Below are 14,913 nucleotides of genomic sequence, written 5' to 3' on the forward strand. Positions count from 1 at the left end.
TGAAGCGAGGGTCTGCATAATCGCTGGAGCTCTCGGGGCGGGCGGGACGACGAATGAGGGGAGGGACGGCCGATGGCCGGACAGGACGCACCGGACGCACAACACACACCGGACGGACGTCAGGACGCGCGGGGCCCGCGGAACGGCGCGCGGTGCCCGCAGTGCGGGGCCGTGCGTGAGCCGGGGAACGCGGCGGCGTGCGGCTGCGCCCGGCGCACGGCCGACGCCGACGCGGAGCGGCGACCCGGACGCGGTCGGCGGAGGCGGCCGCCGCGTCGGACTTCGATCCGCTGCGGATACGGCCCTACGTGTCGCTGCCGGACCCCGAGGCGACGGACCCGCCGGCTTCCCCATCGCCCACCGCCCCTGTGCCGCCTATGGCGCCTCTGGCACCCCTGCCGCCTCTGGCGCCTCTGCCGCTCGCCGGTGCGGGCGGTCCGCCGCCGGATGCTGCGGACGTACACCGCTTCGGTGCGGGATCGGGATCGAGATCGGGCGGGGCGTCCGAATCTGCGCCGGACGCGGTGGACGGCGTGGACGGCGAGAACGGTGTGGACGGCCAGGACGACCGGCACTCCCAGGACGCGCACGGCCGGAGACCGGCCCGCAAACGCGTCTACGTACTGCTCGCCGGGGTGGGCGCGGCAACGGCCGTGACCGCGGCCACCGTCTTCGCGATGGGGCTGCTGTCGTCGGCCTCGGACAGGCCGGCCCGGGACCGCGCGCTGCCGGCCGACCCGGCGTCGGCGTACGCGGACCCGACGAAGCCCGCGCCGCCCTCGGCACAGCCGTCCGTGTCCCGCTCGCGCACGCGCCCCGCCGCACCGAGTCCGACACCCTCGCCCACCACCACGCCGACGCGCCCCTCGCCCCCGGCCTCCGCGCCCCCGGCGCCGCCGACGGCGCGGGCGACGGGATCGGTCGGCACGTCACCGTCACCGTCACCGCCCCGCAGGGCGGCCGGGGCGACGTTGCGGGAGGGCGACGAGGGGCCGCGGGTCGCGGAACTGCAGGACCGCTTGGCACAGCTGTACCTGTACGTGGGCAAGCGGGACGGCGACTACACGGCGGAGGTCACCCAGGCGGTGACCCGCTACCAGTGGGCCCGCGGACTCAGGGCCGACGAGCGGGGCGAGTACGGCGACGAGACGCGCCGCAGCCTGGAGTCGGAGACGAGGGAACCCTGAGGCCTGGTCCGGGTGACTGGATCAGACGGGAAGCCGGGCTCGGAGAGCAACTGGGCCCGAGTACAGGGATCAGCCGGGCCCGGGTGCAGGGATCAGCCGAGCCCGGGTGCAGGGTCAGCTGGGCCCGAGTGACTGGATCAGACGGTAAGCCCGGCTCGGAGAGCAACTGGGCCCGAGTACAGGGATCAGCCGGGCCCGGGTGCTGGGACCTGCTGGGACCTGCTGGGACCTGCTGGGACCTGCTGGGACCTGCTGGCCCGAGTGCAGGGATCAGGCGAACGTCAGGCGGATCGAACCGTCGCCCGCGTCCTCGACCCGCAGCCCGGACAGGTCCTCGACGTGCACCGTCGGGCCGAACCGGGCGGCCCTCGGACCGACGCCCACGACCCGCATGCCGGCCGCCTGCCCGGCGCGTATGCCCGCCTCGGAGTCCTCGAAGACCACGCAGTCCGCCGGTTCGAAGCCGAGTGCCGCCGCTCCCTTGAGGAACCCCTCGGGGTCCGGCTTGCTGGCGCCCACGCTCTCCGCGGTCACCCGCACGTCCGGCAGCGCGAGACCGGCCGCGGCCATCCGTCCGGTGGACAGCGGCACGTCGGCGGAGGTCACGAGCGCGTGCGGCAGGCCCAGTTCGGCCAGTGAAGCCATGAACGCGGGTGCGCCGGGCACCGGTACGACGCCGTCCATGTCGGAGGTCTCCGCGGCGAGCATCTCGCGGTTCTCCGCGTAGTTCTCCTCCATGGGGCGGTCCGGCAGCAGTACCGCCATGGACGCGTAGCCCTGCCGCCCGTGGACGACCTTGATGACCTCGTCGAAGTCGAGCCCGTGCCGTGCCGCCCAGCGCTGCCAGCAGCGTTCGACGACGGCGTCGGAGTTGACGAGGGTGCCGTCCATGTCCAGGAGGACGGCCCGGGTCGTGAGAACGGGGGCGGCGGTCGTGGCCGTCATCGGGTGCTCCAGAGCGCAGAGGCGGCGAAAGATCAAGGCAGCCCCGCCCGCCGGTCAGGGATTACGGGCGGAGCCACTTTGTTCCTGCACGGTACAAAACCTGGGCCGCAAAAGCCAACGCCGCAGGTCACACCACCCAAGCACCCCAAAAGGGACCACTCGCGGGCGGGGTGACCTCCGGAGCCGCGCCCTCGTCGGCGCCCACGCCCGCACACCGCCCACGTTCGCGACACCGCCCACGTTCGCGCCCGCATCGGCATCCCCATCCGCGCCCCCGTCCGCGTTCACGCCCGCGCGGAAGCAGGGCACCCGGCCATGAGCCCGCCCGCACCCCGTACGGCCGCCCCGCTCCGGCCCCGAGCCCCAGAAGGGACGGCGGCCACTTCGCGGTGAGGCCGACGGCACCCCGTTCGGCGGCACGCACTCTCCACGAGTGGCGGCGAGGAAGGCGGCAGGAGCAGCGGCCCGCCGAGGGCGCCGCGGACGCCGAACCCCACACACACCACGCCGCCACCACCCCAACTCCCCCTCCGTCACGCGCAGTCGGGACCCGTCCCACCCCGGCGCACACCCGCCCCGACCAGCATCAACCACACCACCTCGGCGTAAATCGGCCCGCGCTCGCACAACTGCCGCCCCACGACACATTCATGACACTGCGCCAGAACCCTTGAAGTCGGCACCCGATTGACGCGACCCTGTCACCAGCTGCACATCCACGGGTAACTCCACCAGGCAACCATGACCGCCCCACCGGTCAACTTCCCCCCACACAAAGGGAGTTCACATGTCCGTCGTCTACGCGCGTCGACACGCCCGCCCCACCATCGCCGCCGCGGCCGTCGTCCTCGCCACGGCCACCACCCTCCTCACCGGCACCCCGGCCCAGGCAGCTCCCCCGGCCCCGGTCAGCGCCGCAACGGCCCGCACCTACCTCGGGGAGCTCACGGTCAAGGCCGAGGGGTCCTCCGACGGCTACAGCCGCGACAAGTTCCCGCACTGGAGCACGCAGTCCGGCGCCTGCAACACCCGTGAGGTCGTCCTCAAGCGCGACGGCACCGACGTCGAGCAGGACTCCAGCTGCGCCGCGACCTCCGGACACTGGAAGTCCGACTACGACGGCGGCACCTGGACCGCCGCGTCCGACCTCGACATCGACCACGTCGTGCCGCTCTCCGAGGCCTGGAAGTCCGGCGCCAACAGCTGGACCACGGCACAGCGCGAGGGCTTCGCCAACGACCTGACCCGGCCGCAGCTGATCGCCGTCACCGACAACGTGAACCAGGCCAAGGGCGACAAGGACCCGGCCAAGTGGCTCCCGCCCACCACCTCGTACCACTGCTACTACGCCCGCATGTGGGTGGACGTGAAGCACCACTACAAGCTCAGCCTGAACACCGAGGAGAAGAGCACCCTGACCTCGATCCTCAACGGCTGCTGACCACCGGCCCGCAAGGGCTGCCGGGCACCGGCCCGCTAGGGCTGTCCGCCTCCGGGATATCCCGGAACCGGCCCACCCCCCTCCGACGTTCCGTACCCTACGGGGCGACGGAGGAGGGTGATCACCTGTGGCACGGCTGCGCCTTGGTCCACTGCTGAGGTACGTCGACGGTTCGACGGCGACCGTCTGGGTGGAGGCCGACCGGCCCTGCACCGCCGAGGTGCGGTGCGCGGACGGCGCGCGCGGCTCGGCGCGCACCTTCCAGGTCGCAGGCCACCATTACGCGCTCGTCCCGGTCACCGGGCTGACCCCCGGCACCGAGACGGCGTACGAGGTGCGGCTCGGCGAGGAGGTGCGGCCCGGCGAGGGCGCGGGAGTCGCCGTCTGGCCGCTGCCCGATTCACCCTTCCCCGCGAGCACCATCCGCACCCCGTCCCTGGCCGGCGACGACGAGCTGCGCGTGACGTTCGGCTCCTGCCGCTGGGCCGCGCCGCCCTCCGGCGAGCACGACCCCGTGGGGCCCGACGCCCTGGACACCCTCGCGGCCCGCATCGCCGCCGACCCGGCGGCCGAGCGCCCGGACGTGCTGCTGCTCCTGGGCGACCAGGTGTACGCGGACCAGACCTCCAAGGCCACCCAGCGCTGGCTCGCCGCCCGCAGGGACCTCACCGATCCCCCGGGCGCCCAGGTCGCGGACTACGAGGAGTACACCCACCTCTACTACGAGTCCTGGCTCGACCCCGAGGTGCGCTGGCTGCTCTCCACCGTGCCCAGTTGCATGATCTTCGACGATCACGACGTGATAGACGATTGGAACACCAGTTCTTCCTGGCTCGCCGAGATGCGGGCGACGCCCTGGTGGCGTGAGCGGATCCTGAGCGGCCTGATGTCGTACTGGGTCCACCAGCACCTGGGCAACCTGCGCCCGCAGGAGCTGGCGGCCGACGCCCTCTACGCGTCCGTGTGCGCGAGCCCGGACGGCACCGACGCGCTGCGCGCCTTCGCCGCCGCGGCCGACGCGGACCCCACCAGCACCCGCTGGAGCTACCGCCGCGACTTCGGACGCGTACGCCTGCTGATGGTCGACACCCGCGCGGCCCGCGTCCTGGAGGAGGGCAAGCGCGCCATGCTCGACGCCGACGAGGCGCGCTGGCTGCGCGAGCAGGCACTGGAGGGCCCTGGCAGCTACGACCACCTCCTCGTCGGCACCTCTCTGCCCTGGCTGCTGCCCCATCTCATCCACGACGCCGAGGGGTGGAACGCGGCGCTGTGCCGGGGTGAGCGCGGCGAGCGCTGGGCCCGCTTCGGCGAGAACCTGCGCAGGCGTTCCGACCTGGAGCACTGGGCCGCCTTCCCGTCCTCCTTCGAGGCGCTCACCGCGCTGATCGCGGAGGCCGGTGCGGGCGCGGACGCCCCCGCGACGGTCTGCGTACTCTCCGGCGACGTCCACCACGCCTACATCGCCGAGCCGAGCTGGCCCCCGGGCGAGGGGCCCGAGGCCCGGGTCCTCCAGCTGACCTGCTCCCCCGTCCACAACTCCATTCCCGCGTCTATCAGGCTCGGCTTCCGGTTCGGCTGGAGCCGCGTGGGACGCGCCCTCGGGCGGCGCTTCGCGCGGCACGGCTCGGTGACGCAGGCGGGCATCGACTGGCACAGGACGGGCGGGCCCTGGTTCGGCAACCAGCTCATGACGCTGACGCTGCGCGGCCGCTCGGCCCTGCTCCGCCTCGACCAGGCACGGGCCTCGCGCGGCGGGGACGTACAGCTGGAGACGGCGGAGACGACCCGGCTCTCGTGACCCGCGCGCAGACCGTGCGCCCCCCCTCGGACAGACCGCACCGATCCGCCCCTCCTCGGACAGACCACACCGACCCCACCGACCCCGCACACCGCTCTCGCACAGGCCTCACACCCCCTGTTCACACCCTGCGCACCACCCTGACGTGACACAGCCCACACCGGAATCCGGATCCTCCGTCCGGGGTTCGGCGAGGGAGCCCTCGGCGGCATGATGATGCGGACCATCCGCTTCCAGCGTTCTCTATGCCCCGGGAGTCACGCTTTTGTCTGCACTTCTGCCCGCGCCGCGCCGGGCCGCACCGGATGTTTCCGCGCTCGCTCTGGTCGGTGCGGGCCCTCGCGGCACCAGCGTGCTCGAACGGCTCTGCGCGTCGGCGACCGAACTTCTCGTGCCCGGGGCACGTCTGACGGTCCACGTCGTCGACCCCGCCCCGCCGGGCGCGGGCCGCGTCTGGCGGACGGCACAGCCCGACGAGCTCCTGATGAACACCGTCGCCTCCCAGGTGACCCTCTTCACGGACGCCAGCGTCGACTGCTCGGGACCGATACGCCCGGGTCCGAGCCTGTACGAGTGGGCCGCCGAGGGGCGCGTTCCCGGGCTCGGGCCCGACGACTACCCGACCCGCGCCTGCTACGGCCGCTACCTGGAGTGGGTCTTCGCCGAGACCGTGCGCTGCGCCCCCGACGCGGTCCGCGTCCGGGCCCACGCGGCGCGCGCCGTGCGCCTCGACGAGACGTCCGACGGGCTGCAGACCCTCGTACTGGACAACGGTGTCGAGCTCGCCGGGCTCGCGGCGGTCGTCCTCGCGCAGGGCCACCTGCCGACGGCCCACGACCGGGACCAGCGGCACCTGACGGACCACGCGGCCCGGCACGGCCTGCACCACTTCCCGCCCGCCAACCCCGCCGACCTGGACCTGTCCGTGATCGCCCCCGGCGAGCGGGTGCTGCTGCGCGGGCTCGGCCTCAACTTCTTCGACCACATGGCGCTGCTGACCGAGGGCCGCGGCGGACGGTACGCACGGACGCCCGAGGGGACTCTGCGCTACGAGCCGTCGGGCCGCGAGCCGCGACTGTACGCCGGGTCACGGCGGGGCGTCCCGTACCAGGCGCGCGGGGACAACGCGAAGGGCCCGTACGGACGGCACGAACCCGCCGTCCTCACCGCCGACGCCGTGGCCCGCTTCCGCAAGCGCACGGACAGCGGGGACGCGCCCGACTTCCGCGCCGAGATATGGCCGTTGATCGCGAAGGAGGTGGAGACGGTCTACTACGCGGCGCTGCTCGCGGGGCGGGCCGGTGGTGCCGGGGACGGCGCGGGTGCCGTGGGTACTGCGGACGGCGTCGGCGGCGCGGGTGCCACGGGCGGCGCGGGCACCGTGGGTGCCACGGGCGCCGGCGGGGATGCGTGTGCCTTCCGGGAGCGGTTTCTCGCCACGGGGCACCGGAGCCCTCAAGAGGCCCGCGTCCTGGCCGAGTCCGGCATCACGGACGACGAGCTCTGGTCCTGGGACCGGCTCTCCCGGCCGCACCCGGCCGACGCCTTCACCTCGCGGGACGCGCACCGCGCCTGGCTCATCGGCCGACTGCGCGAGGACGCGGCGGAGGCCGCGCTCGGCAATGTCGCCGGCCCGCTGAAGGCCGCACTCGACGTCCTGCGCGACCTGCGCAACGAGCTCCGCCAGGTCGTCGACCACGGCGGCCTCTCCGGCAGCTCGCGCCGCGACCACCTCGACCGCTGGTACACCCCTCTCAACGCCTTCCTCTCCATCGGCCCGCCGCGCCGCCGCATCGAGGAGGCGGTGGCCCTCGTCGAGGCCGGGGTCCTCGAGGTGCTCGGCCCGCGCCTGGCGGTGCGGCCCGACGGCGGGGCGTTCGTCGCGCACTCCCCCGACGTGCCGGATTCCACCGTGCGCGTCACCACGCTGATCGAGGCGCGACTGCCCGAGCCCGACCTGCGCCGCACCACCGACGAGCTGCTCGGACAGCTCCTGGCGGACGGGCAGTGCCGCCCGCATGTGGTCGACGGCTATGAAACCGGAGGCCTGGACGTGACCTCGCGCCCCTACCGCGTGATCGACCGTCAAGGGCTGCCCCACGCGCGGAGGTTCGCGTTCGGAGTGCCCACCGAAGGAGTCCACTGGGTGACCGCGGCCGGTGCCAGGCCTGGGGTCGACTCGGTCACGCTGTCGGACGCGGACGCGGTGGCGCGGGCCGCGCTGCGGACGGCGGCGGGGACCGTCGAGCCACTCCTGAGCGCCGCGCCGGACCCGAAACGGAATCTTCGGCTGACCGAATGTTGAACTTGCAAGCACAAATTAGGTTCCCCTAATCTAGGGCCTCCGCTCGGTTACCGTCCCCCAACCGAAGGAGTCCCCCACCATGACTGGACGTCTCAACAGCGCCCAGCCCTACGCCCTCGGGCTGTTCCGCACAGTCATCGGCCTGCTCTTCGCCTGCCACGGCGCCGCCTCGCTCTTCGGCGTCCTCGGCGGCGCGGCCGGCGGCGGCACGATCGACGCAGGCACCTGGCCCGGCTGGTACGCGGCCGTGATCCAGCTCGTCGGCGGCACCCTGGTCCTGCTCGGCCTCGGCACCCGCGCCGCCGCGCTCGTCTCGTCCGGCTCGATGGCCTACGCGTACTTCAAGGTCCACCAGCCCGAGGCGCTGTGGCCGATGGAGAACGGCGGCGAGGCCGCGGCGCTCTTCTGCTGGGCGATGCTGCTCATCGTCTTCACCGGGCCCGGCGCGTTCGGCCTGGACCGGCTCCTCACCGCGCGGAGCGCGAACCGGCGCGACGCGGCGGGCGAGGACGCGAAGCGCACGCCGGTCGCGGCCTGACCCGCGGGCCCGCCCCGCACACGGAACGGCGCCCCCTCCTTCGTCCGTACGAGCGTCCGAGCGTCTGTACGTGGAAGGGGGCGCCGTCGTCCGTCCTGGCGCCCCTCACTCACCGGTACCCGCGGACGCGCCCTCGGCCTGGGCGCTGGGCAGGGACCCGAACGGCACGGTGAAGCACGCGGCCCGGTCGCCCGCGCCGCCCGGCTCGTCGTGCAGGACCACGGAAGCGGCGCCGCCGGGACGGAAGCCCCAGGTCTGCCGCGCGGCGGCCGATCCCGAGCCGTCGGCACCGGCGGTGAAGTCCAGCCACACCTCGTTGTCCGCGTTGACGTAGGCGGGGTCCTTCGACGGCTGCACCGGGTCGACGCGGTCCTGGTAGTGGCCACCCGCCGCCTCCGGCGACGCCCCGCACGGCTTCTGGTGCACGTGCACGCCGTACGCGTGCCCCGGCTTCATGCCCGTGACCCGCAGCGAGACGGTCGTGGCACCCGGCACGCTGTGCTGCTCGACCTCGATCCAGGACGCGGCAGGGACCACCCGCATGTCGTACGTGATCGCGGTCGAGGGGATGAAGGCGGTCGGCGGCGCGAACGTCGCCTCGGCCCGCGCCCAGGAGGACTCCGCCGCCACGTCGGCCGTCTCGTCACCCACCCCCTCACCCACCCCGTCCGCCACGCCGCCGCCCGCGGCCAGCACGGCCGCCGCCACCGCACCGGCCAGCGTTCCTGCCACCATCGCCCGCTCCCGTCCTTCGCCTTCGCGCCGTCCGCATGCCGCGGGACGCTGACTCGTTCGTACGGGACTTCGGTGCCGTACGCCGCATCGGAGGAGGCAGCCGGGTGAACGTGACGTAGCGAACATCCGGCCCCCCAGTGGATCTACTCCCCACCACTCGGCGTACGCTGTATAGCTGACATAAGGCCGCCCCTGCCGTCCTCGGAGACACTGCGGCGACGCGCTGCCGACCGGGGAGTAACGGGGAGTTACGGTGCTTGAAAGTGTGGGGGCGTTGACCGGCAGTCCGTGGATCTACGCGGTCGTCGCCCTGTCCGTCCTGTTCGACGTGTTCGTGCCGGTCCTGCCGAGCGGCGTCATCGTCATCATGTCGGCGACCGCGGCCGCGGCGGCGGGGACCGGCGCCGCGCCGGTGCCGAGCGGCGTCCCCGACATCCTGATGCTCACCCTCTGCGCCGCCACCGCCTCCGTGCTCGGCGACATGGTCGCCTTCCGCCTGGCCTGGCGCGGTGGCGCACGCCTGGACCGCGCCATCGCCCGCTCCCGCCGGCTGACCACCGCGCAGGAACGGCTCGGCACGGCGCTCGCACGCGGCGGCGGCATCCTCGTCGTCATCGCCCGCTTCGCCCCCGCGGGCCGCTCGATCGTCTCTCTCGGCGCGGGCGCGGCCCACCGCAAACTGCGCGAGTTCCTGCCGTGGTCCGCCCTGGCGGGCGTGGCCTGGGCGGGCTACAGCGTCGCCCTCGGCTACTTCGGCGCCCAGTGGCTCGGCGCCACATGGCTGGCCACGGGCGTCTCCCTGCTCGCCCTGTTCGCGGCGGGCGCGGGCGCGGCCTTCCTGGTCCGCCGCCCGGCGACGGCGGGCTGATCCGGAGGGGGACACCCGCCCCCGCTACGACGCGCGCGCCCCGCGCACTTCCAGGTCGGCGAGCAGCTCCGCGGTCGCCTCGGCCACGGCGTCCACCGCGCGGTCGAAGACCTCGCGGTTGTGCGCGGCCGGGGCGCGGAACCCGGACACCTTGCGCACGTACTGCAGCGCGGCGGCCCGGATCTCCTCCTCGGTGGCGTCCTCGGGGATGGCGGGCGGACGGAGCGTCTTGATGCTTCGGCACATACCTCCAGCTTGCCACCGCCACGGTCACCCCCGCCGAGGACCGCCCGCCCCCGGCGGCCCACCGATCCGCAGCGCGGACGGCGCCACGCGCCCAGTGAACCGCCACCCCGCTCCCTCCCCCCGGCCCCCTCCCGCCTCTCGTTCTGTTTCCCGCCTCTCGTTCCGTTTCGCTCGCACACGTAATTCGAACAGGAGTACCATTACGATGTGCCTCCCACCCCAGCCCATGACTTCCCGAGCGACCTCCTCGCCGGCCAGGAGGAACTGCACCAGGTCCGCTCCGTGCTCCTGGCCCTGCTCAAACGCCTGCCCTGGTCGGTCGAGCCGCTCGACGGCTTCAGCGACACCGGCGGCTGGCGCAAAGTGGAACGCCCCGCCTCCCCCGGCTGGACCCCGGACGAACAGGCCGAGGTCGAGAAACTCCGCATGAAGGAGCGGGAGTTGGCGGTCTTCGTGACCTGCCACAGCTACTGGGAACAGGTCTCGGGGCCGGACGTCGTCACCGCGCGGGCCGGCCTCAAGCACGCCCACGAGAGGCCTGACGACTCCCTCCCCGCAAGCCATTGACAGCCGCAGACGGCGGGCGTTGACTCGCTACCAGCCGCGCGAGAGCCCCCTTCGAGCCACGGAGGTGCAGCCATGAACGTCCTGATAGTCGTCGCGATCCTGGCCCTCGTCGGCCTGGGCTTCAAGCAACCCCTGCTGTGGCTGGCCGCAGCGGCACTCGCCTTCTACTTGATGCGCTTCTACGAGGGCGGCTCGTCCGCCGAGAAGAGCAGCTCGGGCAGCAGCGGTGCCGGCGGCAGTGGTGGCGGAGGCGCGGGCGGCGGAAGCGGAGGCGGGGGAGGCGGCGCCGGCGGAGGTGGCGGCTACCCCAAGACCTACCGCGACTACCGCCTCCGTAAGGAACGCCAGGAGCGCTGGGACCGCAGGTACCGTAGGACACACCCGGGTTCCGGCCGCTGAAGCCCCCGCCGTGATGGCCGGATCGCACGGGATCGGCCGCGACACGGACAGCCGGACACACGGAGGGCGGGAAACACTCGCGTCGAGTGTTTCCCGCCCTCCGCCGTGGCGTGGTGCCACCGAGGCGCGGGCCGTCAGTGGCGCGGGCCCTGCTTCCGGTCGCGCCAGTCCTTGCCCTGCGCACCGCGCTCGCCCTTGGCGTCGTCGAACTCGATCTGCTCCTTGCGCACGGTGTCGGAGACCTCCTGCGTCTCGGTGACCTTCTCGGTCTCCAGACGCACCCGCTCGACCGGCACCGTCTCCTTGCTGACCACGGCCTTCTCGGCGTGCAGGGTCACCTCGGTCTCGGCCTCGCCGATGTTGGCGGCGCGCGAGCGGTCACCCTCACGGATGGGCTCGCGGACGACCCGGACCTCCTCGTGGGAGATGGGCACGGAGGTCGTCACGTTCTCGGTGACCACGACCTTGCGCAGCCGCGCACGGCCGACCTCTTCCTCTTGCGTGCCGACCCGCAGCCGCTCCTCGGAGCGGATCATCTCGTCGGCGCCCTTGCTCTCGTCGGCCGCCGCACCACGGGTGGCGAACTCTCGGCCGCCCACGCCTGCCCCCGCGCCCGCCCCGGCCAGGCCGGCCGCGCCCGCCGCCCCGGCGCGGTCACGCCCGCCGGCCGCCGCGGTACCGGGCTGCACGCCGCCCGCCGTGCCGCGGGCCGCGGCGTCGGGCCGGGTCAGGCCGTAGTGGGTGTAGAGCTCGTGCTCCTCGCCCGGTTCGAGGTGCTGATCGGCGTCGATGCGCGGGGCGTCCTTGACGGCTTCCTTGGTCGCCGCCACGTGCAGCTCGTCCTGCTGGCGACGGGCACCGGCGAGCGGGACGAAGCTCTGCTTCATGCCGAAGAGGCCGGTCTTGACGGTCACCCACTCGGGACGGCCGCTTCGGTCGTCGAGATACACCTGCTCGACGCTGCCGATCTTCTCGCCGGTCTGGTCGTAAGCCGTCAGGCCCGCGAGCCCGTCGGCATTGGTGAAGGCCTCGCCCTGCGTCATGGGTGATCACTCCCTCGGAGCGCGCGACGGGCAGATCGACTCTCGCCACGGACGACGCACGCCTCACCCCCATCGCGCGTCGTGCCGCGCCGCGCCGCAACCAGAAGGGTCACGCACCGTGCGCGAAACACCGCCCGAGAGCCGTTCGACGGCACCGCAGAAGGCTTCGGCGCGATCTGTCCCGTCGCGAGCCGATTAGCCCATCCGAGGTATGCGCCGTGCGCCGCCGATCACGAGACGGAAGCCCTGCCGCCGTTTTGGGTGAGGCCAAAACGTCTTTCGACCGGCCGAGCGCCACGCCAGGCTGAGGAAGACCAGGACGGGGGCGCCGCCGCAGCAACCGGCGCAGTCAGGGAGGGCGATATGCCGAAGGTCCGCATAGCCATTGCCACCGCCGCGATCGCGGCAGGCAGCGTGATGGGAATCAGTCCGGCCGGCGCCGCCTCGGCCGCCGCCGCGTACGACTGTCCGGAAGGAGCGATCTGCGTCTGGAACAAGGCCGACGGCGGCGACGGGGCGACGGGCAGGTGCCTTTGGTACGGCGACGACAACGACTGGCGGAAGGGGCCTGCGGACGACAAGTGCAGCTGGTCCAAGAACAAGGGGGTCAAGTCCCTCTACAACTACAGCGACGGCGGCAGGTACGGCTACGTGATCTTCTTTACCGGAGCGAACCACACTGGCAGCCACACCTGCGCCAAGCCCGGTTGGAAGGGCAATTCGGGCCCCAACGACGGCATCAAATACCGGTCTCACATCTGGTGGAAGAACTGCGATCCCAACTCGGACTGACCCGGACCGGAGACGCGTCGAGCCGGCGCGAGGGACCTGCGTCTCAACCGCGGAAAGAATCGGCGGAGCGTGACGGCCATGAGCTGGAGCACGACGTCGCGCTCGCTGTTCATGGCCCACTCCAGGTACTTGGCCTGCCGTCCGGGCAGGTGTTTCCAGGTCGGTCCTTCATGCCGGCGGACCGCGTACACCGTGTCGTAGCTGATCTTCTTCAGCCAGTGTTCGGGCCCTCGGGGTTGGTCGTGGCGAACCACTGCGCCCCGTGCACACTCAGGCGCGTCTCCAGCATCTGGAAGAACGTCTCGGGGTACGTCGTGACCTCGTCGCAGTACGCGCCCGCGAGGGTCAGGCCCTTGACCTTGTCGACGGCCTTCTCGTCGTTCGCCCCGGCCAGGTAGATCGTGCGGCCGAAGATGACGACCTCACCGGCGCCCGCCCGGTAGCCGCAGCGCTTCTTGCCGACCATCCGCTCGATGACGTCGATGATGTTCCGCTTCAGCGTGCGCTCGGTCTTCCCGACCATGAGCAGGGCCCCGGGCGAGCCGGTGCGGATGTTAGTCCGCTCGCCGCGAGCGCCGCCTTGGCTCCCGCGACGTCCCGCTCGGGCGCCTGCTCCGGCGGGAGTGCGCCGAGCAGCGGCGACGGGATGATGCCGGGCGCCTGCACCGACCCCTTGCCGGCCAGTTCGAGGAGGCCGGCGTAGTCGACGCCCTTGCGCACCGCCTCCGCGAACCCAGGGTTCGAAGTCGTCTTGCTGACCGCCTTGTCGCGGGTGGCGAACAGGAAGATCACGTTGGCCGAGGCGCTGCCCGGACAGCCGCTCGGCGTCGCTTTGCAGCGCCTCGGCGAGCAGGACCCGGAGCTCCTCAAGGTCGGCTTTACGCGCTCGGGTTGCCTTGGTCATGGTGCGGTCGAACGTCAGGTGCAGCCGCTCGGCGTACACGCTGATGGTGCGCGGGCCGCGGCCGATGATCCGGGCGATCTCGTTGCGGCCCTTGCCGTCGGCGTGCAGGTCACGGATGCACTGCAGGTCGGCGTCGGTGATCGTGTGGGTGTACTGGTTCGGCATCTTCCCCTCCGCAGGCAGCATTTCGGGCGATATGCTCTTGGCCTTATCGCGGCGGGGGCGCGGTACCGCAGAGCAGGGGCGCCCCCGCCGCTCGACGTGGAGGGGTGCCACATGGTGGACGTCAACGTACGGCCGGACATCGACGCAGCAGCGGCGAAGCTGAAGAGCGCGGTCGGCTCGAAGCGCGAGATTCAGCGGCTGCCGGAAGTCCTGTGGGAGGGCGAGACGGTCGAGATGCTTGCGCCGGGGCTGTACGGCAAGGGCAACGGGCTGGTGGCGATGACCAACCAGCGGCTGATCTTCCTGAAGCACGGGATCATGTCGCAGCAGGTCGAGGACTTCCCGTACAGCCGGATCAGCTCGGTGCAGTGGTCGGGCGGCATGCTCATGGGCACGCTGACGGTGTTCTCGTCGGGCAACAAGGCTGAGATCAAGCAGATGCCGAAGGACTCGGGGAAGGCCCTCGCGGACGCGCTCCGGGCCCGGCTGGCTGGCAGCGCGGTGGGGGCCGCCGCTGCGGTAGAGCCTCAGGCTGCGCCTGCTGCCGGAGGTGGGGACGTTGCGTCCCGTCTGGCGACGCTGGATCAGCTTCGGGCGGCGGGGGCGATCACGGACGAGGAGTACCGGGATCGGCGGGCGAAGATCCTCGACAGCCTGTAGGTCCTGTAGGTCCTGTAGGTCCTGCTCATGGCGGAGCCCCCGGCCAGGGATGTCGGTCGGGGGCTCCGTGGGGTCTGGGGCTCTGTTTCCGGGCACGCCAAATCTGCGGCCCAGTGTGCATGAGATCAGATTGGCGAGCAGCGTGACTTCATCGAGCGGCAGTCCGAAGTCCTCGACTTGGAGCGTGCAGAGCTCGTGGCGCTGGCGCAGGATCGAAAGTGGGCTCAAGCCCGAAAACTCCGCCGAGTCGCCTCGATGGCTGGCGCTGTTGTGACGGACTCTGCCCTGAGAACGCGTGACCCGGACACGTACTGGACCGT

At 72.4% G+C, this 14,913-nt stretch carries 17 protein-coding genes; 10 read left to right on the forward strand and 7 right to left on the reverse strand.

Translation table 11 applies throughout. The features are described from left to right. Positions 1–616: 616 nt before the first annotated feature. Entirely contained in the window at positions 617–928 is a 312-nt protein-coding gene (locus tag ACZ592_RS29105) for a hypothetical protein (protein ID WP_471584619.1), read from the reverse strand. Positions 929–1,019: 91 nt separating this feature from the next. Here ACZ592_RS29105 and ACZ592_RS29110 point away from each other — a divergent pair, with 91 nt between their 5' ends. Beyond that, positions 1,020–1,187 carry a peptidoglycan-binding domain-containing protein gene (locus tag ACZ592_RS29110; RefSeq protein ID WP_471584620.1) on the forward strand — a complete coding sequence of 56 codons (168 nt, stop codon included), beginning with the start codon at positions 1,020–1,022 and terminating at the stop codon, positions 1,185–1,187. A 270-nt stretch (positions 1,188–1,457) separates the two neighbouring features. On the opposite strand, the gene ACZ592_RS29115 is transcribed toward ACZ592_RS29110, so the two are convergent. Then, a complete protein-coding gene (locus ACZ592_RS29115) occupies positions 1,458–2,132 on the reverse strand; it encodes an HAD family hydrolase (RefSeq protein ID WP_471584621.1) in 675 nt (224 codons plus the stop codon). Positions 2,133–2,919: 787 nt separating this feature from the next. Here ACZ592_RS29115 and ACZ592_RS29120 point away from each other — a divergent pair. The 4 genes from ACZ592_RS29120 to ACZ592_RS29135 all read left to right on the forward strand — a co-directional run bounded on the left by ACZ592_RS29120 (position 2,920) and on the right by ACZ592_RS29135 (position 8,214). Further along, the gene (locus tag ACZ592_RS29120; RefSeq protein WP_471584622.1) at positions 2,920–3,573 is read left to right on the forward strand and encodes an HNH endonuclease family protein; all 654 of its coding nucleotides are present in this window, start codon (positions 2,920–2,922) and stop codon (positions 3,571–3,573) included. Between the two features lie 127 nt (positions 3,574–3,700). After that, entirely contained in the window at positions 3,701–5,371 is a 1,671-nt protein-coding gene (locus ACZ592_RS29125) for an alkaline phosphatase D family protein (RefSeq protein ID WP_471584623.1), read from the forward strand. Positions 5,372–5,636: 265 nt separating this feature from the next. Further along, on the forward strand, positions 5,637–7,676 hold the full coding sequence (locus ACZ592_RS29130; protein ID WP_471584624.1) for an FAD/NAD(P)-binding protein: 2,040 nt from the start codon (positions 5,637–5,639) through the stop codon (positions 7,674–7,676). A 79-nt stretch (positions 7,677–7,755) separates the two neighbouring features. Continuing rightward, a complete protein-coding gene (locus tag ACZ592_RS29135; RefSeq protein ID WP_471584625.1) occupies positions 7,756–8,214 on the forward strand; it encodes a DoxX family protein in 459 nt (152 codons plus the stop codon). Between the two features lie 105 nt (positions 8,215–8,319). Here the strand turns inward: ACZ592_RS29135 and ACZ592_RS29140 are convergent, their stop codons facing one another. Continuing rightward, positions 8,320–8,949, reverse strand: a complete 630-nt coding sequence (locus tag ACZ592_RS29140; RefSeq protein ID WP_471584626.1) for a superoxide dismutase family protein — start codon at positions 8,947–8,949, stop codon at positions 8,320–8,322. A gap of 253 nt (positions 8,950–9,202) precedes the next feature. Here ACZ592_RS29140 and ACZ592_RS29145 point away from each other — a divergent pair, with 253 nt between their 5' ends. Beyond that, positions 9,203–9,817 carry a DedA family protein gene (locus ACZ592_RS29145; protein WP_471584627.1) on the forward strand — a complete coding sequence of 205 codons (615 nt, stop codon included), beginning with the start codon at positions 9,203–9,205 and terminating at the stop codon, positions 9,815–9,817. Between the two features lie 24 nt (positions 9,818–9,841). Here ACZ592_RS29145 and ACZ592_RS29150 read toward each other — a convergent pair whose 3' ends face one another. Next, entirely contained in the window at positions 9,842–10,063 is a 222-nt protein-coding gene (locus tag ACZ592_RS29150; protein WP_471584628.1) for a DUF2277 domain-containing protein, read from the reverse strand. 207 nt (positions 10,064–10,270) lie between these two features. Here ACZ592_RS29150 and ACZ592_RS29155 point away from each other — a divergent pair, with 207 nt between their 5' ends. Together ACZ592_RS29155 and ACZ592_RS29160 are read left to right on the forward strand one after the other, a co-directional pair. Beyond that, the gene (locus ACZ592_RS29155) at positions 10,271–10,630 is read left to right on the forward strand and encodes a hypothetical protein (protein WP_471584629.1); all 360 of its coding nucleotides are present in this window, start codon (positions 10,271–10,273) and stop codon (positions 10,628–10,630) included. Between the two features lie 72 nt (positions 10,631–10,702). Further along, complete coding sequence (locus tag ACZ592_RS29160; RefSeq protein WP_471584630.1) at positions 10,703–11,029, forward strand: hypothetical protein; 327 nt, start codon at positions 10,703–10,705, stop codon at positions 11,027–11,029. 134 nt (positions 11,030–11,163) lie between these two features. Here ACZ592_RS29160 and ACZ592_RS29165 read toward each other — a convergent pair whose 3' ends face one another. Next, on the reverse strand, positions 11,164–12,072 hold the full coding sequence (locus ACZ592_RS29165) for a DUF2382 domain-containing protein (RefSeq protein ID WP_471584631.1): 909 nt from the start codon (positions 12,070–12,072) through the stop codon (positions 11,164–11,166). Between the two features lie 363 nt (positions 12,073–12,435). Here ACZ592_RS29165 and ACZ592_RS29170 point away from each other — a divergent pair, with 363 nt between their 5' ends. Next, positions 12,436–12,864: a peptidase inhibitor family I36 protein gene (locus ACZ592_RS29170; protein ID WP_471584632.1), complete on the forward strand. Its 429-nt coding sequence runs from the start codon at positions 12,436–12,438 to the stop codon at positions 12,862–12,864. Between the two features lie 211 nt (positions 12,865–13,075). Here the strand turns inward: ACZ592_RS29170 and ACZ592_RS29175 are convergent, their stop codons facing one another. Together ACZ592_RS29175 and ACZ592_RS29180 are read right to left on the reverse strand one after the other, a co-directional pair. Beyond that, the gene (locus ACZ592_RS29175) at positions 13,076–13,387 is read right to left on the reverse strand and encodes a hypothetical protein (protein WP_471584633.1); all 312 of its coding nucleotides are present in this window, start codon (positions 13,385–13,387) and stop codon (positions 13,076–13,078) included. After that, positions 13,360–13,656, reverse strand: coding sequence for a hypothetical protein (locus ACZ592_RS29180; RefSeq protein ID WP_471584634.1), 297 nt, complete (start codon positions 13,654–13,656; stop codon positions 13,360–13,362). Before ACZ592_RS29180 ends, ACZ592_RS29175 begins: the two co-directional genes overlap by 28 nt. 1 nt (position 13,657) lies before the next feature. Here ACZ592_RS29180 and ACZ592_RS29185 point away from each other — a divergent pair, with 1 nt between their 5' ends. Continuing rightward, entirely contained in the window at positions 13,658–14,593 is a 936-nt protein-coding gene (locus ACZ592_RS29185) for a PH domain-containing protein (protein ID WP_471584635.1), read from the forward strand. The last annotated feature ends 320 nt before the right edge of the window (positions 14,594–14,913 follow it).

The sequence above is a fragment of the Streptomyces sp. NPDC040622 genome, assembly GCF_055593965.1.

What these genes read in the sequence shown, in the direction of transcription:
- ACZ592_RS29115 (WP_471584621.1), bottom strand. Translation starts at nt 2,132, where the DNA reads ATGACGGCCACGACCGCCGCCCCCGTTCTCACGACCCGGGCCGTCCTC.
- ACZ592_RS29120 (WP_471584622.1), top strand. Translation starts at nt 2,920, where the DNA reads ATGTCCGTCGTCTACGCGCGTCGACACGCCCGCCCCACCATCGCCGCC.
- ACZ592_RS29135 (WP_471584625.1), top strand. Translation starts at nt 7,756, where the DNA reads ATGACTGGACGTCTCAACAGCGCCCAGCCCTACGCCCTCGGGCTGTTC.
- ACZ592_RS29140 (WP_471584626.1), bottom strand. Translation starts at nt 8,949, where the DNA reads ATGGTGGCAGGAACGCTGGCCGGTGCGGTGGCGGCGGCCGTGCTGGCC.
- ACZ592_RS29150 (WP_471584628.1), bottom strand. Translation starts at nt 10,063, where the DNA reads ATGTGCCGAAGCATCAAGACGCTCCGTCCGCCCGCCATCCCCGAGGAC.
- ACZ592_RS29160 (WP_471584630.1), top strand. Translation starts at nt 10,703, where the DNA reads ATGAACGTCCTGATAGTCGTCGCGATCCTGGCCCTCGTCGGCCTGGGC.
- ACZ592_RS29165 (WP_471584631.1), bottom strand. Translation starts at nt 12,072, where the DNA reads ATGACGCAGGGCGAGGCCTTCACCAATGCCGACGGGCTCGCGGGCCTG.
- ACZ592_RS29170 (WP_471584632.1), top strand. Translation starts at nt 12,436, where the DNA reads ATGCCGAAGGTCCGCATAGCCATTGCCACCGCCGCGATCGCGGCAGGC.
- ACZ592_RS29175 (WP_471584633.1), bottom strand. Translation starts at nt 13,387, where the DNA reads ATGGTCGGGAAGACCGAGCGCACGCTGAAGCGGAACATCATCGACGTC.